24 protein-coding genes are annotated in these 24,741 nt (G+C 69.4%); 10 read left to right on the top strand and 14 right to left on the bottom strand.

What is annotated here, in order from left to right:
- Positions 1 to 230: 230 nt before the first annotated feature.
- Positions 231 to 926, top strand: coding sequence for a TetR/AcrR family transcriptional regulator (locus ACFXHE_RS07150; RefSeq protein ID WP_379380742.1), 696 nt, complete (start codon positions 231 to 233; stop codon positions 924 to 926).
- 46 nt (positions 927 to 972) lie between these two features.
- On the opposite strand, the gene ACFXHE_RS07155 is transcribed toward ACFXHE_RS07150, so the two are convergent.
- Positions 973 to 1,731: a class I SAM-dependent methyltransferase gene (locus tag ACFXHE_RS07155; protein ID WP_379380744.1), complete on the bottom strand. Its 759-nt coding sequence runs from the start codon at positions 1,729 to 1,731 to the stop codon at positions 973 to 975.
- Between the two features lie 50 nt (positions 1,732 to 1,781).
- Here ACFXHE_RS07155 and ACFXHE_RS07160 point away from each other — a divergent pair, with 50 nt between their 5' ends.
- Both ACFXHE_RS07160 and ACFXHE_RS07165 read left to right on the top strand, forming a co-directional pair.
- Complete coding sequence (locus ACFXHE_RS07160) at positions 1,782 to 1,976, top strand: hypothetical protein (RefSeq protein WP_379380746.1); 195 nt, start codon at positions 1,782 to 1,784, stop codon at positions 1,974 to 1,976.
- 152 nt (positions 1,977 to 2,128) lie between these two features.
- The gene (locus ACFXHE_RS07165; RefSeq protein ID WP_379380748.1) at positions 2,129 to 2,797 is read left to right on the top strand and encodes a hypothetical protein; all 669 of its coding nucleotides are present in this window, start codon (positions 2,129 to 2,131) and stop codon (positions 2,795 to 2,797) included.
- Between the two features lie 78 nt (positions 2,798 to 2,875).
- Here ACFXHE_RS07165 and ACFXHE_RS07170 read toward each other — a convergent pair whose 3' ends face one another.
- The 5 genes from ACFXHE_RS07170 to ACFXHE_RS07190 form a co-directional block, all read right to left on the bottom strand.
- Positions 2,876 to 4,474: an FAD-binding oxidoreductase gene (locus tag ACFXHE_RS07170; RefSeq protein WP_379380750.1), complete on the bottom strand. Its 1,599-nt coding sequence runs from the start codon at positions 4,472 to 4,474 to the stop codon at positions 2,876 to 2,878.
- 115 nt (positions 4,475 to 4,589) lie between these two features.
- Complete coding sequence (locus tag ACFXHE_RS07175) at positions 4,590 to 5,183, bottom strand: TetR/AcrR family transcriptional regulator (RefSeq protein WP_379380752.1); 594 nt, start codon at positions 5,181 to 5,183, stop codon at positions 4,590 to 4,592.
- A gap of 24 nt (positions 5,184 to 5,207) precedes the next feature.
- Complete coding sequence (locus tag ACFXHE_RS07180; protein ID WP_379380754.1) at positions 5,208 to 5,798, bottom strand: TetR/AcrR family transcriptional regulator; 591 nt, start codon at positions 5,796 to 5,798, stop codon at positions 5,208 to 5,210.
- Between the two features lie 143 nt (positions 5,799 to 5,941).
- Positions 5,942 to 7,030: a dihydrodipicolinate reductase gene (locus tag ACFXHE_RS07185; RefSeq protein ID WP_379380756.1), complete on the bottom strand. Its 1,089-nt coding sequence runs from the start codon at positions 7,028 to 7,030 to the stop codon at positions 5,942 to 5,944.
- Complete coding sequence (locus ACFXHE_RS07190; RefSeq protein ID WP_379380758.1) at positions 7,027 to 7,851, bottom strand: SDR family oxidoreductase; 825 nt, start codon at positions 7,849 to 7,851, stop codon at positions 7,027 to 7,029. The genes ACFXHE_RS07185 and ACFXHE_RS07190 overlap by 4 nt, the downstream gene beginning before the upstream one ends.
- Positions 7,852 to 7,946: 95 nt before the next feature.
- Between ACFXHE_RS07190 and ACFXHE_RS07195 the strand changes: the two genes are divergently transcribed.
- The 5 genes from ACFXHE_RS07195 (at position 7,947) to ACFXHE_RS07215 (ending at position 13,650) form a co-directional block, all read left to right on the top strand.
- The gene (locus ACFXHE_RS07195; RefSeq protein ID WP_379380760.1) at positions 7,947 to 8,528 is read left to right on the top strand and encodes a TetR/AcrR family transcriptional regulator; all 582 of its coding nucleotides are present in this window, start codon (positions 7,947 to 7,949) and stop codon (positions 8,526 to 8,528) included.
- A 440-nt stretch (positions 8,529 to 8,968) separates the two neighbouring features.
- A complete protein-coding gene (locus tag ACFXHE_RS07200; protein ID WP_379380762.1) occupies positions 8,969 to 10,351 on the top strand; it encodes an SPFH domain-containing protein in 1,383 nt (460 codons plus the stop codon).
- A gap of 82 nt (positions 10,352 to 10,433) precedes the next feature.
- Positions 10,434 to 12,233, top strand: coding sequence for a fatty acid--CoA ligase FadD11 (gene fadD11 / locus ACFXHE_RS07205; protein WP_379380764.1), 1,800 nt, complete (start codon positions 10,434 to 10,436; stop codon positions 12,231 to 12,233).
- A 135-nt stretch (positions 12,234 to 12,368) separates the two neighbouring features.
- Positions 12,369 to 12,980, top strand: coding sequence for a TetR/AcrR family transcriptional regulator (locus tag ACFXHE_RS07210; protein ID WP_379380766.1), 612 nt, complete (start codon positions 12,369 to 12,371; stop codon positions 12,978 to 12,980).
- A 16-nt stretch (positions 12,981 to 12,996) separates the two neighbouring features.
- Positions 12,997 to 13,650, top strand: coding sequence for an enoyl-CoA hydratase-related protein (locus tag ACFXHE_RS07215; protein ID WP_379380768.1), 654 nt, complete (start codon positions 12,997 to 12,999; stop codon positions 13,648 to 13,650).
- 129 nt (positions 13,651 to 13,779) lie between these two features.
- Here the strand turns inward: ACFXHE_RS07215 and ACFXHE_RS07220 are convergent, their stop codons facing one another.
- Positions 13,780 to 14,688 carry an alpha/beta fold hydrolase gene (locus ACFXHE_RS07220; protein WP_379380770.1) on the bottom strand — a complete coding sequence of 303 codons (909 nt, stop codon included), beginning with the start codon at positions 14,686 to 14,688 and terminating at the stop codon, positions 13,780 to 13,782.
- A 130-nt stretch (positions 14,689 to 14,818) separates the two neighbouring features.
- The gene (locus ACFXHE_RS07225) at positions 14,819 to 17,989 is read right to left on the bottom strand and encodes a crotonase/enoyl-CoA hydratase family protein (RefSeq protein WP_379380772.1); all 3,171 of its coding nucleotides are present in this window, start codon (positions 17,987 to 17,989) and stop codon (positions 14,819 to 14,821) included.
- Positions 17,990 to 18,144: 155 nt separating this feature from the next.
- Here ACFXHE_RS07225 and ACFXHE_RS07230 point away from each other — a divergent pair, with 155 nt between their 5' ends.
- Positions 18,145 to 18,480, top strand: a complete 336-nt coding sequence (locus ACFXHE_RS07230; RefSeq protein WP_379380774.1) for an ArsR/SmtB family transcription factor — start codon at positions 18,145 to 18,147, stop codon at positions 18,478 to 18,480.
- On the top strand, positions 18,477 to 18,950 hold the full coding sequence (locus tag ACFXHE_RS07235; protein WP_379380776.1) for an SRPBCC family protein: 474 nt from the start codon (positions 18,477 to 18,479) through the stop codon (positions 18,948 to 18,950). Before ACFXHE_RS07230 ends, ACFXHE_RS07235 begins: the two co-directional genes overlap by 4 nt.
- A gap of 10 nt (positions 18,951 to 18,960) precedes the next feature.
- On the opposite strand, the gene ACFXHE_RS07240 is transcribed toward ACFXHE_RS07235, so the two are convergent.
- From ACFXHE_RS07240 to ACFXHE_RS07265, 6 genes are all read right to left on the bottom strand, one after another.
- A complete protein-coding gene (locus ACFXHE_RS07240; RefSeq protein WP_379380778.1) occupies positions 18,961 to 19,842 on the bottom strand; it encodes a GNAT family N-acetyltransferase in 882 nt (293 codons plus the stop codon).
- Positions 19,843 to 20,036: 194 nt separating this feature from the next.
- Complete coding sequence (gene mshC, locus ACFXHE_RS07245) at positions 20,037 to 21,275, bottom strand: cysteine--1-D-myo-inosityl 2-amino-2-deoxy-alpha-D-glucopyranoside ligase (protein ID WP_379380780.1); 1,239 nt, start codon at positions 21,273 to 21,275, stop codon at positions 20,037 to 20,039.
- 158 nt (positions 21,276 to 21,433) lie between these two features.
- Positions 21,434 to 22,231, bottom strand: coding sequence for an SCO1664 family protein (locus ACFXHE_RS07250; protein ID WP_379380782.1), 798 nt, complete (start codon positions 22,229 to 22,231; stop codon positions 21,434 to 21,436).
- Entirely contained in the window at positions 22,215 to 22,799 is a 585-nt protein-coding gene (locus ACFXHE_RS07255; RefSeq protein ID WP_379380784.1) for a DUF3090 domain-containing protein, read from the bottom strand. The genes ACFXHE_RS07250 and ACFXHE_RS07255 overlap by 17 nt, the downstream gene beginning before the upstream one ends.
- A 26-nt stretch (positions 22,800 to 22,825) precedes the next feature.
- Positions 22,826 to 23,560: a histidine phosphatase family protein gene (locus tag ACFXHE_RS07260; protein WP_379380786.1), complete on the bottom strand. Its 735-nt coding sequence runs from the start codon at positions 23,558 to 23,560 to the stop codon at positions 22,826 to 22,828.
- A 16-nt stretch (positions 23,561 to 23,576) separates the two neighbouring features.
- Positions 23,577 to 24,674, bottom strand: a complete 1,098-nt coding sequence (locus ACFXHE_RS07265) for an undecaprenyl-diphosphate phosphatase (protein ID WP_379380788.1) — start codon at positions 24,672 to 24,674, stop codon at positions 23,577 to 23,579.
- Between the last annotated feature and the right edge of the window lie 67 nt (positions 24,675 to 24,741).

The raw sequence follows: 24,741 nt of genomic DNA on the forward strand, positions 1-24,741 counted from the left end.
GGTCATGCGATATGTGCGAAGGCTCGTCGCTCAATGACGGCCTCGACGGAATGGAGGTGCTGATACATGGGCGGTAAGTCAACTTTTCGCGATGAATGGTTGATGTAGAGAACGCGCCGCTGCGGCTCGGGGCATTATGATAATACTGACTGCGCACTCAGTCAACGACTGGTCGAGCAGTCGGTCGGTGCGAGGGTGTCCGGAAATTTGGACGAGGAGGGGCGGGATCAGTGAGTGAACATGCGGTGGGACCGGGCAAGTCGGGCGCGATTCTCGATATTTTCACGCGCCATGTCGCCGAGAAGGGCTATGACGGAACGAGTTTCAGCGGTGTCGCCAGCGAACTGGGCATCTCGCAGGGCTTGATCGTGCACCATTACGGCACGAAGGCGCGCTTGATGGAAGCTCTGCACGTTTCCTATATGCGGCGCCGTGTCGATGAGGCGGAGCGAATCGTGTCGACCTTCGCCACACCGCCCGAGCAGCTGGCCGGGCTGTTGCACGCGGCCATGCTGTATCAGGTGCACGACCGAAACGGGACCGTCGCATTCCAGCGCGAGGTCGCACGACTCGCGCAGGAGGATGCGGATTCCGAAGGGCGCAAGCTGCGCAGACATTACATCGGAATCCTGCTCGGCGTCCTCGACGCGGGCATCGCGTCCGGTGACTTCCGGCCCGTCGATACCAGTATCCGGAGCCTGCTCATTTTCGGTGCCGCGCAATGGGCGTGGACGTGGTTCGAACCGGACGGGCGCCGATCTGCCGAAGAGGTCGGTGCCGAACTGGTCGATCTCGCTCTCGGATCTCTGTTGGTGGACAGGGCATCGTTGTCGCGCCTCCGCGATCCCGAAGGCCAAATCGTCGCAACGGTGATCGGCATCATCTCCACTGCTCCGGCGGCGTCTCGAGCAGCGCTGGGGAAATGACCAGCGCCGACCTGAACCATTCGGGTGCGCGGCAGCTCGAAAGGGGTTAGTCGAGACGGGTGGCGGCCACGGCCCACACGGGCACGTGCACCCGGTTGTTCTTCAGCAACGGCCCGATGATCTGGAGTTGTTCCATCATCGGCTTCATCCGATCAGCCCATCCGGAGTCGTCGCTCATCTCCTTGGTCATGTAGGCGAACGTCTCCGGGCTGAAGTTGGCCTGGTAGGTGGTGGTTCCCAGGTGGTCGATGACCCACCCGGCCGCGGAAAGCACGCGGTCGAAATTCTCCGCCGGCAAACCTTCGAGCTGAAGGCCGTTGACGTTGTGGCGGCCGAATTCGAACATGAACAGTCGCGCCCCCGGTCTCGTGGCGCGGTGCAGGGCCTGCGCGTACCGGATCTGGGTTTCTTCGTCGTCGAGGAACACGTGGTAGAACGCGCTGTCGATGACGGTGTCGAACCGATCCTCCAAGCCCTCGAGCTTGGTGGCATCGGCCACCTCGAAGTTCACCGTCACCCCGGCGCGCTCCGCGTTGCGCTTGGCCCGCTCGATCGCCGACGGCGACGAGTCGATACCGGTGACCGAGTAGCCCTTGGATGCGTAGTAGATCGCGTGATGTCCCGGGCCGGTTCCGGGGTCGAGCACCTCGCCCCGCACGGCGCCGTAGGCCACCAACTGCTGCACCACCGGCTGTGGGCCGCCGATGTCCCAGGGGATCAATGCGGGAGCACCCTGTTCCGATGCCGTGTCGTGGTAGAGCGCTTCGAAGTCCATCTGATCGTCGTGGTTCGGTTCCGTGCCCATGACTCCTCCTTCGATTGCGGATGGGCAACACATGAAGGGTCGTGCCAGCGATGAGACGAATTGTTCCGATGATGGGGCGTCAGTTCTCGGATCATCAGTTTAGTTGTTGCACCACCGACGGTTGCCCGGTGCTGTTGTTCATTCCGCGCTCGGTGTCGAACATGCTGATCCGGCGAATTGAAATCCTTTGGCGTATTTGGCTTTTGGTGAAAATTTCTGATTCGGCCGAAATTGGCGATGGCTGATGCTGGATGGTGTGGAACTGTTGCCACCAGAGCGAGTTGGTTCGGGTTGCTAACAGTTCCGCTCAGTGGGACACGGGCCGGTTGCCGTCCCGAAGTCTGGGTTACTGTCCGGTTGGTTCGATGATCAGCATCACATTCCGGGTAGCAGGGCTATGAAACTGACGTATTTGCTGTGGGGGGCCGAATTGAAGACAAGCCTGCACGATGGCGAACTGAGGCGGGCGCTGTCCTGCTGCGGTGTCAGCGAACTGCAGGTGAATATCCGTGACGAGTACGTCGCCGCGGCCGAGCTGTGGATGTGCACCTATGACACGCCCGTCGACGCCGTGGTGACGCTGCGTGGGGTCGAGGATCCCGATCAGATCACCGCGCTGCTGCGGCCGCTGGCCGATCGGCTCGACGGGTTCGTCGTCGACGAGCTCACCCCGTTGCGCCCGCCGCGCACCGACAGCGGTGTCCGCGCCGACGCATTGGCGCGCATCGCGGTGATGAGGATTCCGGCGGGGATGACCCGGGCGCAGTGGCTCGAGAACTGGATCGGCGACCACACCCAGGTCGCGCTGGACAACCAGGCCAGTCTGGGCTACATCCAGAATCCGGTGCTGGGCTCGATCACCCCCGATGGGCGGGTGGACGCCGTTGTCGAGGAACTGTTCCCGATGGCCGCGATGTCGGATCCGCACGCCTACTGGGGAAGCGGCGGTGACGACGCCGAACTCGAGCGGCGCTGCACCCGCATGCTCGACAGCATCGCCCGTTTCGGCGCCGACCGCGACCTCGACGTCATCCCGACCAGCCGCTACGTCTACTCCCTGCGCTGACCGGTCCACCCACCCGCCCCGGCCGCGTTGAAGGCCTGAGCCGACGCAGGGGGCCGAACCGTTGGAGCAGGTGGTTGTTCATGACTGCCCCTCGCGGTCGATGAGGACGCCCGGGTTGAGGATCCATGCGGGGTCGAGGGCGTGTTTGGTGGCGCGCAGGGCGGTGGCGAACGGTCCGGGTCGTTCCCGGTCGTACCAGGGCCGGTGGTCGCGGCCGACGGCGTGATGGTGGGTGATGGTGCCGCCGTTGGCGGAAATGGCTTCGGAGACAGCGGTTTTGATCTCGTCCCACTGTTCGACGGTGCTCCCCCACCGGCCGGCGGCGTACACGCCGAAGTAGGGTGCGGGGCCGTCGGGATAGACGTGGGTGAACCGGCAGGTCAGCACGCCGGTGACACCGGTGGACCGGAACGCGTCGGCGGTCGCGGTCTCGATGGCGGCGCGCAGCTGGTCGAATCGGTCCCAGGTGCAGGCGGTTTCGAAGGTTTCGGTGATCATCGACTGGGCGGCAAGGGCGTCGCGCTGGTAGGGCATGCGCAGGAACGACGAGCGCCAGGTGTCGGAGGGGTCGGCGTCGGATGCGGTGGCGGGTGCCTCGTCGCGGGTGCGGCCGCCGAAACCGGCGCAGATCTCGACGGCGCGGCGCAGGGATTCGTCGACGGGATGGTCGGCGGATTCGAATCCGAGGACCAGGACTCCCCCGGCGGCGAGGACTCCGGCGTTGAGGAACGCTTCGGCGGGGTCGAGCAGCCGGCAGTTGGCCGGGTTCAGCCCGGATTGGGCCAGGGTGCGGGTCGCGTCGACGGCGGCGCGGTAGTCGTCGAACAGGACCGAGGCCTTCGCGCGCCAGCGGGGCCGATCCTGCAGCCGCATCCACGCCTCGGTGATGACGCCGAGGACGCCCTCCGAGCCGAGGAACAGGCGGTCGGGGGCCGGTCCGGCACCGGAGGCGGGCAGCCGCCGCGATTCGCCGACCCCGACCGGGGTGACGACGCGCATCGATTCGAGCAGGTCGTCGATGTGGGTGTAGAGGGTGGCGTAGTGTCCGCCGGCGCGGGTGGCGAGCCAGCCGCCGAGGGTGGAGAACTCGAACGATTGCGGGAAGTGCCGCAGGGTCAGGTCGTGAGGTCGCAGCGCGGATTCCAGTGCGGGCCCGAGGATTCCGGCCTGGATGCGGGCCGCGCGGCTGGTGCGGTCGATCTCGAGGACCTGGTCGAGCGCGGTGAGATCGAGGGCGACGCTGCCGGGATAGTCGCGGCAGTCGCGGGGTTCGACGCCGCCCACGACCGAGGTGCCGCCACCGAACGGGATGACCGCGAGTCCCGCGCCGGCGCACCAGTCGAGGACGTCGACCACGTCCTGCTCGGTGCGCGGGCGCACGACCAGGTCGGGGACATCGCCGATGCGGCCGAGCAGGTTGCGCACGATATCGCGGAAGGCCTGGCCGTGGCCGTGCAGCACGCGGTCGGCCGTGTCGTTGGAGGCGATCCCGGCAAGCGCGTGCGGGGCGCGGGTGCGGGGTTGCGGGATCGGGAGTGCGGTGAGCTCGGGTGCCCGGTGGATGGTGAGGTCGGCGCCGGGCAGCAGGGCCGCGATCCGGTGGGTGAGTGCGGTGCGTTCGGCGCCGGTGACGGCGTCCTCGACGGTGCCCCATCCCCACCACGATCTGGTTGCCATGGTCGTATCCTCCACTCGCCACATTAATGACTGATGGGTAAATTACTACCTGGTCAATAAAGGTGGCGGCAAGAGGCAACATCGCGGAGACCGCTGCGCGGCCACCGGTTTCGAGTCAGGCGAACGCGGCGATGAGCCGGCGGGTGCGGGCCGCCATCTCCGGCCCCGGCACCTGCGGATGCCGCTGCCACCAGTGGATCAACGCGGTCACCGCGCCGATCCACACCTCGGTGAACGCCGCCAGATCCACCGGATCGGTGATCGCACGCGCGGCCATGAACGCCGACATCCCGCGCGCGGCCTGCTCCTCGATCCGCGTGCGCGCCGCGTTCGCGGCCTCGGCGGCCGGGCCGTCGGCGGGATGGGTGCGATCCAGCAGCACGTTCCAGTCGTGCGGGCGGTGCTCGAGCGCGCCGAAGATCGCCAGCAGGGTCTGCTCGGCCATGGTCAGGTCCGCGGTCGCCGACAGCACCGGCTCGACCGCCTCGGTGACGGCCCGGGCGGCCCGGTCCACACACGCGGCATAGAGCCCGTCCCTGGTGTCGAAACAGGTGTGCACCAACGTCTTCGACACCCCGGCCTGCTTGGCGACGGCCGCCATCGACAGACCCGCGTAGCCGACCCGCGCGATCTGCGCGGCGGCGGCGTCGAGGATCTGCTCCTCGCGTTCGGCGCGCGGCACATTCCTGCTGCCCGCGGTACGTGCCATCTCAGCCCTTCCCGGATGCGGCGGTCACGACAGCGCCGTGATCAGGCGGCGGCTGCGCACGATCATCGCCGCGGCGGATTGTTCGGGATGGCGGATCCACCACGACACCAGAGCGGTGACCGAACCCATCCAGATATCGGTGAACACCGACAGATCCTGCGGATCGCCGACCCCGCGCGCCCGCATCACCGCGCTCGCCCCGTGCGCGGCCTGCGCGGCGATCCGCCGGCGCGCCGCCCGGGCGGCGTCCGCGGCCGGACCGTCGGCGGGATGACTGCGATCGAAGAGCACATTCCAGTAGTACGGGCGATGCTCGAGAACCCCGAAGATCGCCGCGAGGGTGTTCGCCGCCATCTCCAGCTCGGCCGGACCGGCGATGACGGTGTCGATCGCGTCACCGATCGCCGCGGCGGCCCGCTCGACACATGCCGCGTACAACTGGTCCTTCGTCCCGAAGTAGGTGTACACCAACGGTTTCGACACCCCGGCCCGGGCGGCGACCTCACCGGGATTCAACCCGGCATACCCGACCGCGGCGATACGTTCGGCGGCGATCTCCAGGATCTGGTTCTCCCGCTCGGCGCGCGGCACACCCTTGGTTCCCGCCGTACCCATTCCACCGTCCTCGGTCACGCACCCTGTCACCAGCAACCTACCGAACCGGAGACCACGCCCGGCCCACCCGCAGGCGACCCGGACATGAGCGAGCCCCTCCGGGCAGGTCTTGGGTGCCGGAGGGGCTCGCACACTGCGTCCGGTCAGCGGATGGTGCCGGCGCCCGGGATCAGCGGCAGATCCAGCGGGGTGACCCAGCCCGGCGGCAGGGCGTTGACCGCGGGCACGGCGTTGAGGGCGCGCATGCCGGTGGCCAGGCACCCGGCGACGGCGGGGGTGCGGCCGGAACCGTCGGTGAAACGGAACGAGGTCTCCTGCGAGATCGACGGGCTGCCGAGAATGTCGACCCGGTAGACGTCGTCCTTGGTGCCCGCGGGCCAGTCGGGGGCGGCGTCGAGGCCGATGCGGTTGACGTGCTCGAGGGTGATGACCTCGCGGCCGCGATACACGCCGTTGATGGTGAAGCGGATCGCGGCGACCGTGCCGGCCTTGATGATGCCCTTGGCCGAGGGCCGGTCCTCGGGCGTCACCCACTTGTCCCAGGTGGTGGTGATGGCGCCGAGTTCGATCCCGGCGGCGGTGGCGATCATGGGAACCGTTGCGCCCCAGGCCATCACGAGCATGTCGGGGTGTTCGAGCAGGGCGGTGAACTCGGGCGGGTGGCCGATGCCCATCTCGAATTCGTAGTCGCCCTCGTAGTCGGTGTAGTCGAGCAGTTCGGAGGCGCGCACGGATTCGACCTCGCCGCACAGGCCCATCAGGGTCATGGGGAACAGGTCGTTGGCGAAGCCCGGGTCGATGCCGGTGGTGAAGCACGACGCCCCGCCGGCCGCGCACGCCTCGGTGATCGGGTCACGCCAGAACGCGGGCAGCTTGTCCATGTGCGGCCACACCCACGGGGTCATCGCGGTCGAGCACACGTCGATGCCCGCGCGCAGGAACGACCCGATGACGCGCATGTTCTCCTCGGCGAACGCCGCCGTCGGCCCGTAGTGCACGACCGCGTCCGGGCGCAGCGCGATCAGCTCCTCGACCGAATCGGTCGCGAGCACACCGGTTTTCGCGGCCCCGCACAGGTCCCCTGCGTCCTTGCCGACCTTGTCGGGATTGCTGACACCGACCCCGACCAGGTCGAAGCGCGGGTGGCGCAGGATCTCGGCCAGCACCATGGACCCGACCACGCCGGTGCCCCACAGCACGATGCGCTTGTTCACGGTTGCTCCTGTACTCATCGGTGGAACTCGCCGCAGTCGACGGTGAGCATCTGGCCGGTGACGGCGGTGGCGAGATCACTGGCCAGGAACAGGGCCGCGCGCGCGACCTCCTCGGGGCCGGCGAGGCGGCCCAGATCGGTGGGTGCGGCCTTCTGCCTATAGATGTCGTCGTGGGTGACCCCGGCCTGGCTGGCCAGCCAATCGAAATAGGCCTTGTTGATGTCCTCGTACACATACGACGGTGCGACGGAATTGACGCGGATGCCGCGTGGCCCCAGCTCGGTGGCCAGCGACGAAGCCAGGTGCGCGAGTGCGCCTTTGGACAGTTTGTAGCCCGAGTATTCCGGTTGCGAGCTGTAGGACACGCACGAGTTGAGCATGATGACCGACCCGCGCGAGCGTTCCAGCGCGTCGGCGAACAGCGCCGACAGTCGCAGCGGCGCGAACACATTGGTCTCGTTGGCGTGGCGCAGCGCCTCCACCTCGATCTGGGTGATCGGGTACATGGGCGGGATGGCGAAGGCGTTGTTGATCAGGCAGTCGACCCGGCCCATTTCGGCCAGCGTGGTCTCGACGAGCGCGGCGCGCTGGGATTCGTCGGTGATGTCGGTCTTGGCGACCACGGCGGCGCGGCCCAGGGCGCGGACCTCGTCGGCGTATTCGTGCAGGCGTTTCTCGGTGCGTCCGGCCAGCACCAGATCCGCGCCCATGCGGGCGGCTTCGATGGTGAGCGAATGGCCCAGGCCCGGTCCGACACCGGAGACCACGATGACCTTGCCGGTCAGCAGCGGCACCGGCTGGTAGGTGTCGGCGGGGGTGACCTGCGGGGCAGCTGACACGACTCCTCCTCGAGTCCTCAGCGGTTACAGGATGTAACGACTTTGATGTGACAGACTGTATCGACTCCTGCCCGCAGCGACAAGGACGGATTTCCGTGACCACACGCCACCGGCTGGGCCCGCACCGCGACCCCGCGGTGGACGCCGCGGTCCTCGACGCCACCCGCGCCCTCGTCGTCGAACAGGGCTACGGCGCCACCTCCATCGATGCCATCGCCGCCCGCGCCGGCGTCAGCCGCCCCGCCATCTACCGGCGCTGGCCCTCCAAGGCCCACCTCATCGCCCAGGCCGTGTTCCCCGACGTCGGATCCGCGGTCGTCGCACCCGATCTGCTCGCCGAGATCCGCAAGGTCATCCGCGGCACCATCCAGCTGTTCGGATCGGCCGAAACCCGCGCCGCCATGCCCGGACTCATGGCCGAGATGCGCCAGGACTCGGGCCTGTACGAGAAACTGTCCGCCCGCCTGGACACCCCCACCCGCGACGAACTCGCCGACTACCTGCCCGGCGACGCCGAACGCCCGGGCCTGGACCCGAACACCGTGCTCGACACCATCGCCGGAGCCGCCCTGTTCGCCATGTGCATCCGCGACATCGACGACCTGGACGGATTCGCCACCTCCCTCGAGGACCTGCTGCTCTACGGCATCCTGGGTACCCGCCCCGACACCGAATGACCCGGTGCGGCCACACATCTCGGCGAGACCGACACCGAGCATCAGGGGCCGCGCCAGCACCCCAGCACCCTCCACGACCAGGTCCTCGATGGTGTGCACCGAGCCCGGGAACCCCTGGGCGAAGCCATGATCGACGGTCCGGAAACCGTCCCGGTCGATACTGGTGCCATCGGGCATGGGCACGACCAGACTGTCCGCCGCCACCTCGTCGAGCGCCGAGGCGGGCACACCGCCCGCCGAAATGACATCGGTCGTCGAATAGAACTTACGCACGACAGTTTTCGGATCAGCAGCCATGGCCCGACCATGGCCCTCCCCATCGCCGCAGCACCGGAACTCTACCGCCCCCGCGCCGCCGACCTGCCAATCCCTCCCGGATGCCGTCCGCCGGGAGCGAATTTCGGTGGGCGGAGCGGTCTTTCGGCGGTAGCGTGCCCGCCATGGCGGCGAAGAGCAACAGCTATCTGGATCAGGTCGTGGCACAGCAGGCCGAGTTGGAGGAGGATCTGCAACCAGCGTTCATGCGGCGGAAGTACGGCGCCACCCCGCCGGCGCCGAGCGCGCCGAGCCCATCCGGTGCGCTGGCCAAACGCGCGGGACGGGTCGGCGCCACTCGCGAGCACACCCCGCAGGGCCCGGTGGAGGTGCGAGTCACCGGATTCTGGCGCTGGCAAACGGTTCTCGTGCCGCCCAACGCGTTCGTCGTGCACACCCGCCGTGGCGCGGCCGAGCCGCTGCACATCGGGCTGGGTGTCTCGTTCCGGTTCAACCCGGCCACCGACTCGTATCTGGTGGTGCCGGGTGCGATCCAGACGATCCTCATCAACGCCTACTGCATCTGCCGCGAACTGCAGGGCGTCCTCGTGCAGGGCTACGTGCAGTGGATCATCGACGATTTCGCCACCGCCTACCGCAAACTCGACTTCTCCGACCCGCAGGACCCGATGCGGCTGGTCAATGTGCAGCTGCGCGAGCAGGCCGAGGCCGCGATCAAGGACAAGGTGTCCACCATGGCGGTGCGCGATGTGCTCTCCGACAAGCAGCCCATCATCGAGGAACTCACCGCCCGCCTGCGCACCGTCGCCGAAGGCGCGGGCGAGGCCGGGGCGCGCGGCGGCCACGGGCTCGGCCTGTCCATCGTGACCGTGCAGATCAAGGAGGCGGTCGTCTCCTCCAACACGCTGTGGGAGAACCTGCAGAAGCCCTACCGCAGCGAACAGAACCGGGTCGCGCGCCTGGCCGAACTCGATGCCCAGGAAGCGGTTTCGACCCGCGAGGCCGCCGCCGGCCGCGCCGGGGAGGAACGCCGCATCGAGAACGAGCGCAAACTGGCCGAACTGCGCGCCCGCAACGACGCCGCCCGCTTCGACCGCGAATCCACCGAACGGCTGCGCCGCACCGCCCGCGAGCACGACGTCGACCGCGAGGTCGCCGACCTGGCCCAGCAGACCGCCCTGCACGCGCTGCGCCTGGAACGCGACAAGCACGCCGAACAACTCGAGAACGCCCGCCTGCAGCAGGAGCTGTCCCGCCTGCAACTCGAGGCGGAACTGGCACTGGCACAGGCCAGGACACGCGCCGCGCACGAGGCCGCGCTGCTCGACCTCGACCGTGAACGCGCCGGCATCGACAACGCCAACGCTCGCACCGACACCACCGTGCACGCGCAGCTGATCGAGACCCTGCCCGCCATCGTCGCGGGCCTGCCCGCTCCCGCCGAGCTGAAATCGGTGCAGATCGGCGGCGACACCACCGGATTGGCGGGCGTGGTCGCGCAGGTCAGCGAGATCGTGGCCGCGCTGCGGCCCATCCGGGGCTCCTGACCTGCCGCATTCGGGCCCGCGACAGCCACTCCGCCCCTTACCGTCTGAGAAGGCTTCGATGGTGAGTGGAACGAGAATTGTGATGAGCGAACCGAATACGTCCCCCGCCGCCTTCCAGGCGACCGCCGCGATCGACCCCGGCGCGGTCGCGGTCCGCGATATCGGCGGCACCCGCACCCTGACCTGGTCCGACTACGCCACCCAGGTGCGCGAGGTCGCCGCCGGGCTGGCCGCGCTGGGGGTGGGGCGCGGGGACACGGTGGCGTTCATGATGGCCAACCGCGTCGAGTTCTACCCCCTCGAGGTCGGCGCCCAGCACACCGGCGCCACCTCGTTCTCGGTGTACAACACACTCTCGGCCGAACAGCTGCACTACGTGTTCAGCAACGCCGGCAACCGGGTCGTGCTGTGCGAGGCCCAATACGTCGACCGCATCCGCGGCTGCGGGGTGCCCATGCAGACCATCGTGTGCGTCGATGAGCCCGCCCCCGGCACGCTGACCGTCGCGCAGCTCAAACAGTTGGGGCGCACCGATTTCGACTTCGACGCCACCTGGCAGGCGATCCGGCCCGACGACATCGTCACCCTCTGCTACACCTCCGGCACCACCGGCAACCCCAAGGGCGTGGAGATCTCCCACGCCAACCTCGCCTTCGAATGCCGCGCCTACGCCTCGGTCATGCCCGTCGAGTTCGGCGACCGCATCACCTCGTTCCTGCCGACCGCGCACATGGCCGACCGGGTCACCAATCTGTACCTGCACGAATACTTCGGCACCCAGATCACCGTCGTCCCCGACCGCACCCAGCTGCCCGCCGCCCTGGCCGACGTGCACCCCACCATCTGGGGCGCGGTCCCGCGCGTGTGGGAGAAACTCAAAGCGGCCGTGGAATATTCGGTCACCGCCGAAACCGACCCCACCCGCCGCGCCGCCCTCGCCTGGGGGCTCGAGGTCGCCGCCCGCAAGGCCGCCGCCCAGCTGGCCGGGCAGCCGATCGGCACCGACCTGGCCGCAGAATGGGACAAGGCCGATGCCGCGGTGCTGCGGCCGCTGCGCGCCAAACTCGGCCTGGACCAACTCAAATGGGCGCTGTCGGGGGCCGCGCCGATCCCGCCGGAAACCCTCGGATTCTTCTTCGGCCTGGGCATCCCCATCTCCGAGGTGTGGGGCATGTCCGAACTGACCTGCATCGTCAGCGTCTCCCCGCCCGCCGAAGCCCGCCTGGGCACCGTCGGTCGGCTGCTGCCCGGACTGGAATCCAAGATCGCCGACGACGGCGAGTTCCTGGTCCGCGGGCCCCTGGTCATGCGCGAATACCGGCACGAACCCGAGAAGACCGCCGACGCCCTCGACCCGGACGGCTGGCTGGCCACCGGCGACATCATCACCTGCGACGCCGACGGCTACCTGCGTGTGGTCGACCGCAAGAAGGAACTCATCATCAACTCTGCCGGAAAGAACATGTCCCCGGCCAACATCGAGAACACCGTCAAAGCCGCCACCCCGCTCATCGGCGCCCTGGCCACCATCGGCGACAACCGCGCCTACAACACCGCCCTCATCGTCCTCGACGCCGAATCCGCCGCACCCTATGCCGCCCAGCACCGGCTAGTCGACGCCTCCGCGGCCGCCCTGGCCACCGATCCGGCCGTCGTCGCCGAGATCGCGCGCGGCGTCGCCGCCGGCAACGCCAAACTCTCGCGCGTCGAACAGATCAAACGGTTCACCATCCTGCCCACCTTCTGGGAACCCGGCGGCGACGAGATCACCCTCACCATGAAACTGCGCCGCACACCCATCGCCCGCAAATACGCCGCCGACATCGACCGCATGTACACGCCCGCGCTCACCGACGGCGTCCACGAACCCACCACACCCTGACCCACACCCGCATCCGATCCGGCCGTCTCCGCACCCCGTCGCGGAGGCGGCCGGATCGTGTTCGCGCCGGGCTTGATTCGTGACCGGGGAACTGACCCCTTCATAACAGAGCACTTGCTCTGTTATGGTCGGTGCATGCCCCGCCCCCGCACCCACGACCCCGACCTCGTGCTCGATGCCGCCGAGGCCCTGGCCGTGCGATCCGGGCCCGCCGCGGTCACCATCCGCGCGGTCGCCGCCGCCACCGGCGTCTCCAACGGAGCGCTGTACCACACCTTCGGGTCACGCGCGGAACTGGTGGGGCGCACCTGGATCCGGGCCGCCCACCGGTTTCTCGCACTCCAGGCCGCCATGGTCGCCGAGGCCGGCGACGGCGTGGCAGCGGTCATCGCCGCCGCCGAGGCGCCCGCGGAATTCGCCGCCCGCCACCCCATGTCGACCCGGCTGTTCTTCACCGTCCGCCGCGACGACCTGCTCGGCGACGACCTGCCCGAACCCGTCCGCGCCGAACTCGCCGCCACCCAGGCCACCCTCGTCGAGCTGATGAAAACCCTCGCCCGCCGACTCTGGGACCGCGCCGACGCCGCCGCCGTCGACACCCTCACCCTGTGCCTGGTCGACCTGCCGACAGCGATCCTGCTCGACCGCGACCGCCTCGCCAATCCCCTTGCCCGCGGGCAGCTCCGGGCCGCCGTCCGCGCGGTCCTCGACCTCGGGCCCGCACCCGCACGACCGAAAACCTCCTGAGGAAGGACACACCCCCATGCCCACACTCACCTACCACGACAAGATCGCCGTCCTGGACCTCGGCGGCGACGAGAACCGCTTCTCACCCGAATTCCTCGACCAGATCGGTGCGCACCTCGACACCGCCGTCGCCGACGGCGCGCACGCCCTGGTCACCACCGCCTCCGGCAAGTTCTACTCCAACGGCCTGGACCTGGACTGGCTCTCGGCCAACGGTGAACGCGCCGAATGGTATGTGGCGCAGGTGCAGTCGCTGCTGGCCCGCGTGCTCACCTTCGAGCTGCCCACCGCCGCCGCCCTGCCCGGGCACGCCTTCGGCGCCGGTGCCATGCTCGCCCTCGCCCACGACTTCCGGGTCATGCGTGCCGACCGCGGCTACTTCTGCTTGCCCGAAGTCGACATCCACATCCCCTTCTCCCGCGGCATGGCCGCGCTCATCCAGGCCAAACTGACCCCCAGGGCCGCGGTCGCGTCGATGACCACCGGACGTCGCTTCGGCGGCCCCGACGCCCTCGCCCACGACATCGTCGACGCCACCACCGACCTCGACACCCTCACCGACACCGCGCTCGGGATGCTCACCCCGCTCGGGGCCAAGGACCCGGCCACCCTCGGCGCCATCAAGGCCACCATGTTCGCCGACGCCGTCGCCGCCCTGAACAACGCCTGACCCGGCACACCGGGTGCGGCCGGCCACCAACACCACCGGCCGCATCCGGTTGTCGCACGACGAGCACGCCATTCCGAGGGGCGACGTGCCCACGGGGACACAGGATCCGGCCTCACGGCGGCCACTGACCTATCCGGTGTGCGCGCCGGCTGCCCGTAGATGCGGCAACAGCAGCTCCGCGACCGCATCCGGGCGTTCGGCCTGCAGGAAATGCCCACAGCCGGGTAATTGCGCATGCTGCACGTGTGCATGCTCTGCCAGTACCCGCTGCAGACCCGGCGACATGCAGCCATCGCGCAGCCCGGCCAGCGCGAGCGTCGGCAGCGGAGCGGCCTCGGCCATCAGGATGTCGCCGAATGCGCGAGTCGCCCTGCGCTGCACCGTGAACAGAGACCGGTAATACCGCGTCGCCGCCCACGCCATCACCGGATCGGTGAAAACGGCTGCCACCGGCGCGAACTCGTCGTCGGTGAACGCCCACCCCGGCGACCACCGCCGCCACAGCGCCCGCACGAACCCCGCACCCCGGCGGGTCAGCAACCGCGGCGACAGCCCCGACTGCATGACCGGGATGTACGACGACAACACCAGCTGCCGCGGCAGATACCGCCACATGCCCGGCGCCACCCCGCCCCCGAACGGCGGAATCGCCAGCAGTGTCAACGACTCCCACCGCCGCGGATCCTGCTTGGCCAGAATCATCGCCACGAACGCACCCCAGTCGTGCCCCACCAGATGCGCGCTCGGCCCACCCAGCTCCACATGCCAGGCCGCCGCATCCGCACTCACCGCCATCAGGTCATAGCGCGCCGCCCGCGACGCCGACCCCGGCGTATACCCGCGCAACCACGGCGCCAGCACCTGATACCCCGCCTCGACCAGCAGCGGGATCAACCCGTCCCACGTGTGCGGCGTATCCGGAAACCCGTGCAGCAGGATCACCAGCGGCGCGTCGTCCGGACCGAAATGACGAGCGGACAGTTCCAGGCCGTCACGGCGCAACGTCAGCGTGCGCGCAACAGGATGATCGAACGGCATGCACACACCCTCTCACTAGTGTCGACTGTCGAATTCCTTGACACCTGAACATATTCGGCCCCGCGGCACGAGGCCTCGACCCGGCGGCGGGTTCGCCGGCGGCCACCAGCCGAACCCGCCACCGCCGCGGTCAGCGGCCCTGCCAGACCGGGGGACGCTTCTCCACGAACGCGCGCATGCCCTCACCGGCGTCCTGCGACGACAGGGCGGCCGCGGCGACCTGACCCTGCTTGCCGAACGCCTCGGCCACCGACCAGTCCGGGGCCTGCTCGATGATCTGCTTGCTCGCATCGATACTCAGCGGAGCGTTCACCGCGATCCGCTCGGCCAGCGCCAGCGCCGCCTCGAGCGCCTTGCCCGGCGCGGCGACCTCGTTGATCAAACCGATCTCGGCGGCCCGGGCCGCGGTGATCGGGTCACCGGTCAAAGCCAGTTCCATGGCGATCGCCCGGGGTAGACGCTGCGACAGGCGCAGCACGCCACCCCCGACGGCGACCAGGCCGCGTTTGACCTCCGGGATGCCGAACGTCGAATCGCTCGCCGCGACAATGAGATCGGCGGCCAGCGCCAATTCGCAGCCGCCCGCCAGTGCGGGGCCCTCCACGGCCGCGATGAGCGGCTTGCGCGGCGGCTGGGAGACGATGCCCAGGATGCCGCGCTTCTCGGTGACCGGCACCTCGCCACGAGCGGCCGCCTTGAGATCCATACCGGCACTGAAATATCCGCCCGCACCGGTGAGAATCGCGATGCGCGCATTCGAGTCACCCTCGTAGGCGTCGATCGCGCGTTCCAATCCCAGCGCGGTGGCCAGGTTGATCGCATTGCGCGCCTGGGGCCGGTTGATGGTGATGATCATGACGTGGCCGCGGCGCTCGATGAGCACCGGCGCGGGCGGCGGAGGCGGCAACGCGACCCGGGGCAGACCCGCCGTGCTCAACCCGTGACCAGGCGTCTCCGCCACCGTCGTAGCCGGAGCAGTATCGGTGGATACACCGGTATCGGTGGCGACGGCATCGGATTCCACCGCGCCGGACTCGGAGGTCACCGGGCCGACATCGGATTCCCCTGTGCTGGACTCGGATTCGCCGACCGGCGCCGGCCTCGGGACGATCGCGTCGCCGTCCACGATCACCGGCAGGCCCAGCCAGTCGTCCTCGGTGAGGGCGGTGAGCAGGGCGGAATCGGTGGAGCGCACCAGGACCCGCTCACCGTGCGGGGTCAGCACGCTCACGATCGCGGCCTCGGGACGGCCGTCGCGGCCGTAGGGCAGCGTGTAGGCCTCCACCACGGCCTCGCCGGTGTAGCCGGTGCGGGCCGGGCGGGCCGGGGGATGCTCGATGACCGGGGTCAGATGCCGGTAGGTCTGCCGGGGCGGAGTCGCCGAGTACACCCCGAGGGCGTGCTTGGTCAGATACCAGCCCAGAGACGTTGCCAGACCGAAGGATTCCGGTTCGGCGCGCAACCGCTGCACCAGCGTCGCCACCGCGTGACCGCCGTAATTGTTGCCAGGCCCGCCACCGAAGGTCAGGCCCCCGGTCACCGACAGCGGCCGCTTCGGATCCTCCGCCGGCAGCCCCAGCTCACGAGCCGCGATCTGCACCGCCACCGGGAAACACGCATACAGATCGACATGGGCCAGCGCGTCGGCGGTGATGCCCGCATGGTCGAGCACCGCCGCACCCAGCGTGCGGATCGCGGGAGACGCCGCCAAATCGCTGCGCTCACTGACGAACCACTCGTCGGTGCCCGAGGCGCCCGCGTGCAGGAACACCCACCTGTCCTGCGGAATACCCGCCGCCTCGGCGGCCGCCGCGCTGGCCACGATGATGCCCGAAGCCATGTCCACCGTCAGGTTCGCGCACTCGAGTTTGGTGTAGGGCGCGGAGATCATGCGATTGGCCTCGGTCACCGTCGCGATCTCGGGGGCCGGGAACTCCTGCGGCTGCCAGGCATTCGGATTGGCCGCCGCCACCGCCGAGAACCGCGACCACATCTCGGCCACCGCCGCCGCCTGCTCGGCCGGAGTACGGCCCAGCCGCCCCCGATTGGCCGACTCCAGCAGCGCGTACATATTGATCGGCGCCTGCAGCCCGGCCGCCGACTCGGCCGCATTGTTGGCCGCCTTGTCGATCCCCACCGTGCGCGTCGGCGCCACCGCCGGATCCTGTACCGGCCAATCCAATTCGATCCCGGCGCGCTGCGCCGCCGCCTGCGTGGCCCCGGCCTCGGCGCCGGTCACCAGCACGAGGTCGTAGTCGCCGGCCGCGATCGCCGCGGCCGCCTCGTTGAGCACCAGCTGCCCGCCGTCACCCCCGAACGGGCTCGACTGCACCGTCTCCGCGGCGCCCGCGCCGACCGCGCGCGCCACCAGCGCACCCAGATCCCGGTACTGCCACGACGTCGGCGACACCGCGAACACCGCATTCGCCTGCGCCAGCAGCGCTTCCCCCGCCCCGGCATCGGCGGCCGCCGCGCGCAACGCCCGCACCGCCAGCTGCGCGGGATCACCGTAGGACGGGTCGGGGGTGCGCTGCACCACCTGCCCGACGCCCACCAGCACCGGCGTGCCCGGCGCCAGCAGCGTCCCGGATGCCCGGTGCCGCACCGCCTTGTGCGCCGCCCGCCCGGTCGAGCTCGATTTGGCCGCCGCCACGGCCGCGGGCAGCGCCGCCAGGGAATCGCGCAGCGCGTCACCGAGCGCTCGCGCCACCGTCGCGCCCAGCGGCCCGTCGACCGGCTGCCCCGACAGGCCCGCGTCGAGGTACACACTCGACCCGGATTCGTTGGGCGCCACCGTGATCCACAACCCCAGGCCCAGCCCCTGCGGCCCGCGCCCGCGCATCGCCAGCCCGGTGTCGCCGACCTCGGTCACGGTCCACGCCACATCCGCCGGGATCCCCATGAACTTGGCCACCTGCGTGTACTCCACGCCCACCGCGGCTGCGCCCGGCGCCTCCCCACGCCAGCCCGCATGGAACACCACCCACTCCGGAAGCCGTTGCAGCTGCGCCAGATACGCCAGCGTCGCGGCCGGCCCGGTCTCGAGATCGTGCTGGGCGTGCGCGGTGCGCGGGTAGTCCGCCAGCCCAGCCGGCACCGCGTGCTCGACCGGTACCGCCGCCTCGCCGGTACCGCCGTGGCCGGTCAACCCGGCGATCAGCTCCCGCACGATGCGCGGATCGCGGCGCACGCTGTCGACCAGCTGCCCACCCGCGCGCAACTGTTTGCGCACCGACGCACTCCGATCGAGCCCCTGTTCGACCATCGCACGCAAACGCTCGAAACCCGGCACCGCACTCACGGCCCACCTCCTCACTGAGGGTCCACACCATCCGGCCCTCACGGTATCGGCCGCCGACCGGCCGCGGGAAGGGCGACGGCGACTTCGCACCCCCGCCAACCGGATTCGCCACCACCCCTTCCACCCACCTGCATGTAAGCGTAGACTTACGGTTCGTGGGTACTTACCAAAGCGCCGCTCTCGACGCCCTCGGTGACCCGACCCGGCGAGCCATCTTCGAACGCCTCGGCCGAGGCCCGTGCGCGGTCGGCGAACTCGCCCAGGAGCTTCCCGTGTCCCGGCCCGCCGTCTCCCAGCACCTCAAGGTGCTCAAACAGGCCGGCCTGGTCCGCGACGAAGCCGTCGGCACTCGGCGCGTCTACCGGCTCGACCCCAGCGGCATCGACGCGCTGCGCGTGTACTTCACCCACTTCTGGTCGACCGCGCTGTCGGCCTTTCGCGACGAAGTGAACCGCCAAGCCCAGCAGAACCACACCCAGGAGCAGTCATGACCCAGCACACCGACACCGTCACCGTCGAAGTCACCGTCGAAGCACCCATCGACAAGGCCTACCGCGTCTTCACCACCGGCATGGACACCTGGTGGCCGCGCGAGCACCACATCGGCTCCGGCCCACTGGCCGAAGTCGTCGTCGAACCCCACGTCGGCGGCCGCCTCTACGGCCGCGAAACCGACGGCACCGAATGCCCGTGGGGCCGGGTGCTGGAGTGGTCACCCGACAGCCACTTCGCCTTCTCCTGGGACATCGACCTGAGCTGGAAACCCGAATCCGACCCGGCCCGCACCAGCCGCGTCGATGTCACCTTCACCGCCCTCGACCCCGGCCGCACCGCCGTCACCCTGGTGCACTCCGGCTTCGAAAACCACGGCCCCGGCTGGGAATCCATGCGCGACGCCGTCGGCTCCCCGGGCGGCTGGCCCGCACTGCGCGACAACTACGCCAAGGTCGTCGCCGCCTGAGCAGGCACCCTCACAGCAGGCGGGTGAACCACACCTGATCCCGCAACCGGATCCCGTCCACCACGATCTCCTCCGCATACCCGGCCGCGGCGGTGAACACATCGGGCACCACCCGCGTCATCCGGAACCCGCACCGCTGATAGAACCGCAGATTCCCCACATCGGCGGTGGCGGTGGCCACCTCCAGCCGGCGCACCCCGGCGTCGGTGGCCACCGCCACCACCCGATCGATCAGCCGCCTGCCCACCCCGGTGCCCCGCACCGGTTCCGCCACAGCGGTATTGACGATCTCCCAGGTCGATTCCCCGGCCCCCGGCGCGGCCTGGATATGGCCGACCACCGCCCCGGAGTCGTTGCGCGCCACCCACACCCGCCCCCGGCCGATATACCCGGCCAGCGCCTGCTCGGAATCCTCGGCCATCCGGAACGACCACGCGATCTCGGCGCGATCACCGAGGAACTCCTCGATCCGCACCCCGCCCGCCGCCTCCGGCACCACGATCAGCATCCACCCCTCCGGATCCAGCACCGCGAACGCCCCCGCCGCCACCCAATACGGATTGTCCGGAACCACCTCGGCCACACCATGATCGGCCAGCCGCGCCCGCAACCGCGCGAACCCCGACCGCAGATACAGCACCACCGCATGCTCGGGGCCCGGCGGTGCAGGGGGCGGCGCGCCCTCGCGGCGCACCAGCTCCAGCTGCGCCGACGCGTCCGGCAGCCCGAACACGAATCCGCTGTAGCCGGCATGATCCTCGAACACGAAAAGTTCGGTCAGTCCGACGATCTCCCGATAGAACGCCGCACACTCCACCAGCCGATCGGTCTCCCGCGCGAAACGCGCCGCGGCCAGCGACCACTCGCCGCGACCGGCCTCCGAGGCAACCACAGGCACATCCTCCTCACAGACAACGACACCCGCAGGCCAGCATGCGCGGCCCGGCACCGCGCAGTCGACCCATTTCTCTCCAACCGCCCGCCCGCCCCCGTGACGCTGCGCACCTTGCCGAACCCGACCGTCCGAAACACGAACGCGCGAGCCCGGATCCGGGCTCGCGCGTTCGACTCACGCTCTTGTGCGGCTCAGAGCGCGACACCCAGCAGGGCGTCGACGGTGTCCTTGATCAGATCCGGCGCCGCGGTATCGGGTCCGCCGTAGGCCAGCGCCTGCTGCGCCCACGCGTCGATCGCCGCGATCGCCTTCGGCGTGTCCAGGTCATCGGCCAGATGCCGCCGCACCCGCGCCACGGTGTCACCGGCCTCGGGACCCGACTGCAGCGCCACCGCTGCCCGCCACCGCTCCAGCCGCGAAAGCGCCTCGGCCAGTACCGCATCCGACCACTCCCGGTCGGCGCGATAGTGGCCCGCGAACAGCCCCAGCCGGATCGCGGCCGGGTCGGTGTCCGCGCGGCGCAGCTTCGACACGAACACCAGATTGCCGCGCGACTTCGACATCTTCTCGCCGTCGAGCCCGATCAGGCCCGCGTGCACGTAGTGGCGGGCGAAACGGCGTCCCTTCACCAGCGCCTCGGCGTGCGCGGCCGAATACTCGTGGTGCGGATAGATCAGATCGCTGCCGCCGCCCTGCACATCGAACTCGGTGCCGATGCGGTTGAGCGCGATCGCCGCGCACTCGATGTGCCAGCCGGGACGGCCCGCCCCGAACGGCGCCGGCCACGACGGCTCACCCGGCCGCTCCGCGCGCCACAGCAGCGCGTCGATGGGATCCCGTTTGCCCGGCCGCTGCGGATCCCCGCCGCGCTCGGCGAACAATCGCTCCATCGTCGCCCGGTCGTAGCCGGACTCGTACCCGAACTGCTCGGTTGCGTCGTGACGGAAGTAGATGTCGGCGTACTCCGGATCGTCGACCACATACGCCGCACCGGAGGCGAGCAGCTTGTCGACCAGCTCCACCACCTCCTGCACCGACTCGATCGCGCCGATGTAGTCGCGCGGCGGGATCACCCGCAACGCGGCCATGTCCTCACGGAACAGGTTGATCTCCCGGGTGCCGAGCTCGCGCCAGTCGATGCCGTCGCGCTGCGCGCGCTCGAACAGCGGATCGTCGACATCGGTGGTGTTCTGCACGTAGTGCACCTCGTGCCCGCCGTCGCGCCACAACCGGTTGACCAGATCGAAGGTCAGATAGGTGGCCGCGTGCCCGAGATGGGTCGCGTCATAGGGGGTGATGCCGCACACGTACATCGTCGCGGTGGCGCCGGGGGTCACCGGGCGCACCTGCTTGTCGGCGGTGTCGAACAACCGCAACGCCGGTCCGGATCCGGGGACGGTCGGGACAGCGATATCGGACCAGGACTGCATGAATCGAGGTTAACGCTGTGATCGCGCCCCATCCCCGCCGCCCCCGCACCGGTGTGCCGCGCGACACCCACCCGCCCTGGCCGACCAGCACCCTAGTCGCGGGCGCGAGGGTGTCAAGAGTTGCAATCACGACGAGGCGAACGCCGCCGCCGGCCGGGTCAGAACGCGGGCCAGGGGATCGGGCGCTGACTGACCGGCATCGGCATCACCGGCTCCTCCAGCAGGGCCCGCCCGCGTGCCTCGAGCGCCTCGATCTCGGCGTCGGTGAGGAACTCCGCCAGCCGCTCACCCAGCTCACCGGGTAGCGCTTTGACGAAAACCGTGATGTCGGTGAGCAATTCGTCACCGATCGGCTCGCCGGCCCAGCCCCACAACACCGTGCGCAACTTCGGGTCGCGGTGCAGGCAGATGCCGTGATCGACACCGTAGACCCGCCCATCCAGCCCGACGAGCGCGTGACCGCCCTTGCGGTCGGCATTGTTGAGCAGCACATCCAGCACCGCCATCCGAAACAGTCGCGGATCATCGGCGTGCACCAGTGACACCGGATGCCCGCCCGGATCCAGCGCCCGCAACACCTCCCGATACCCCTCGGGCACCGCATCGACCGGGCACAGATCCACCAGATCCGGGCCCGGGGCATCCTCGGCGGTATCGATCCAGCGCTGCACCATGCCCGGCCCGAAAGGCCCCTCCCGTAACACGGTTTCGGGGATCACGCCCCAGCCGATCGCCTCCGACACCAGATACGAGGCCACCTCCCGCCCGGCCAGGGTGCCGTCGGGGAAATCCCACAGCGGCCGCTCCCCGCGCACCGGCTTGTACACCACCCGCAGCCCCGCGCCGTCGGTCTCGCAGACGAGCGTGACATTGCTGGCGGTGGTGACCTGCCCGATCACCGTCAGCTCGGCGGTGCGCAGCCCGTCCTCGCTCACGCCGTCATTCCTCGAGTTCATTGGCGCCGAAGATGTCGCCGCGCTTGTAGCCGTTGGTGCGCACGCACATGTGCCCCTTGGACGACAGCGGTTCCCCGCACAGCGGGCACGGCGGGCGTCCGGCGGCGATCACGCGCGCCGAGCGCAGCGCGAACTCGCGCGCCTGCACCGGGGTCAGGAACACCCGCACCGCATCGGGACCCTCCTCGGTGTCGTCGAGCACCACCGATTCGTCCACCTCGGTCTCGGTGATCGCGAGCAGCTCCACCACCACCGCGCCCGCGTCGGCGTCCCAGCCCAAACCCATGGTGCCGACCCGGAATTCGGCATCGATCGGGGTGATCAACGGCGCGGTGTCGGCCACATCGGAGGCCTGCGGCGGCACGGTGGTGCCGAAGCGTCGTTGCACCTCGTCCAGCAGCAGACCCATCCGATCGGCCAGCACCTTCACCTGCTGCTTCTCCAGCAGCACGCTGATCACCCGCGGGTCCTGCACGGCCTGCAGGTAGAACGCGCGGTCGCCCGGCTCGCCGACGGTGCCGGCGACGAAACGATCGGGGGTGCGGAAGATATGGATTGCTCGGCCCATTGCACCTCCATTCGGTTCACTCACACTTATGAATCGGGGCGTTCCGCTACCCCATTATCCGTACTGACGGTGGTACCCGTTTCTCCGCCGGGAACCGGCCCCGAGCGTGATTCGCCGCCGGTTCGCGGTGAAATCGCCGCCAACGCGGACAGGTCCGTCCCGGTGTCGTTGACCCGCCACACGTACGGGGCGGTCGGGGTGTAGCGGATGACGCTGATCGACGCCGGCTCCACCACGATGCGCTGGAACCCGTCGAGGTGAATGCCGAACGCGTCGGCCAGCACCGATTTGATGACGTCGCCGTGCGTGCACGCAATCCACAACACATCGCTACCATGCCGGGCCGCGAACTGCCGATCCCGTTCGCGGACAGCGGACACGGCCCGAAACTGCACCTGTGCCAAGGACTCTCCGGAGGGGAAGGTCGCGGCCGAGGCGTGGCGCTGCACCACCTTCCACAACGGCTCGCTCATCAGGTCGGCCAGGGCCTTGCCGGTCCAGTCGCCGTAGTCGACCTCGAGCAGGCGTTCGTCGGGTTCGGGTTCGAGTCCGAGCTTGTCGGCCAGGGGGGCGACGGTGCGCTGGCAGCGCAGCAGCGGCGAGCACACGATGTGTTCGATGGGCAGTGATCCCAGCCGCTCCATCAGGCTCTGCGCCTGTTCGCGTCCGCGGTCGGTCAGATCGACGCCCGCACTGCGGCCGGCCAGGGTGCGAGCGGTATTCGACGTGGACACGCCGTGCCGCAACAGGATCACCGTCACCGGGACAGCCTACTGGCTACGTCGCCGGCACGACGCCGGTCGTCAGCAGCACCATCACCGTCAACCCCAGCAGGATGCGGTAGCCGACGAACCAGTCCAGCGAGTGCCGCGCCACGAACTTCAGCAGCCACGCCACCGACGCGTACCCCACCGCGAAGGACACGATGGTCGCCACCAGCAGCTGCGGACCCGACGCGTTGAGGCCCTCACCAGCGGGTTCGAACGCGTCGGGGAGACTGAACAGGCCCGAGGCCAGCACCGCCGGGATCGCCAGCAGGAACGAGAACCGCACCGACGCCTCCCGGGTCAGCCCGCAGAACAGGCCCGCCGACGAGGTCGCGCCCGAACGCGACACGCCCGGAATGAGGGCCAGGCACTGCGCCAGCCCCATGATCAGGCCGTCGCGGGTGGTCAGCAGCTCGATCGGGCGGCGCCGGCGACCATAGGCCTTGCCCGAGTAGTACTCCGCGGCCGCGATCACCAGAGCGAACACGATCAGCATGATCGACACCAGCCACAGATTCCGTGCGCCGGTACGGATCTGGTCCTTCAGCAGCAGACCCAGCACCCCGATCGGGACGGTGGCGATGATCACATACCAGCCGATCCGATAGTCCAGCTCGCGCTGCACGTCGGGATCGGGGCCGAAGGAGAAGCGCCCGTCCTCGGTCAGCACCGGCAGCCGGGTGGTCGCACGCTCGGACACCGGCACCGAAACCCGTTGCGGCGCGGCCACCTTCGACCACATCGTGGTGCACCAGGCGACCAGGATGCGCCAGATGTCCTTGGCGAAGTACACCAGCACGGCCGCCTCGGTGCCCAGCTGGGTGACCGCGGTGAACGAGGCGCCCGCATCGTCACCGAAGAACACCGCCGAGGTGATCCGCAGATGCGCCGAGGAGGAGATCGGCAGAAACTCCGTCAGCCCCTGCACCAGGCCCAGCACCAGCGCCTGCACCCACGTCATCGACTCGCCCACACACCCTCCAGTCCCGAATCGTCGGCTCCCGGTGCGGATTTCGGCGCCACATCGCGCTCGAACCGCCACCGCCCCGGCGCATCCGCGCCGCAACACCGCAGCGACCCTACCGGGCGAGTGTCCGAATTCGGACATGCATGTGCGAAATGGGCGGAGTTGCCCGGTGCGGACGTCGACCCGCCGCGCTCGCCGCGGGCCGTAG

Source organism: Nocardia sp. NPDC059229, from assembly GCF_042754165.1.
Classification (GTDB): Bacteria; Actinomycetota; Actinomycetes; order Mycobacteriales; family Mycobacteriaceae; genus Nocardia.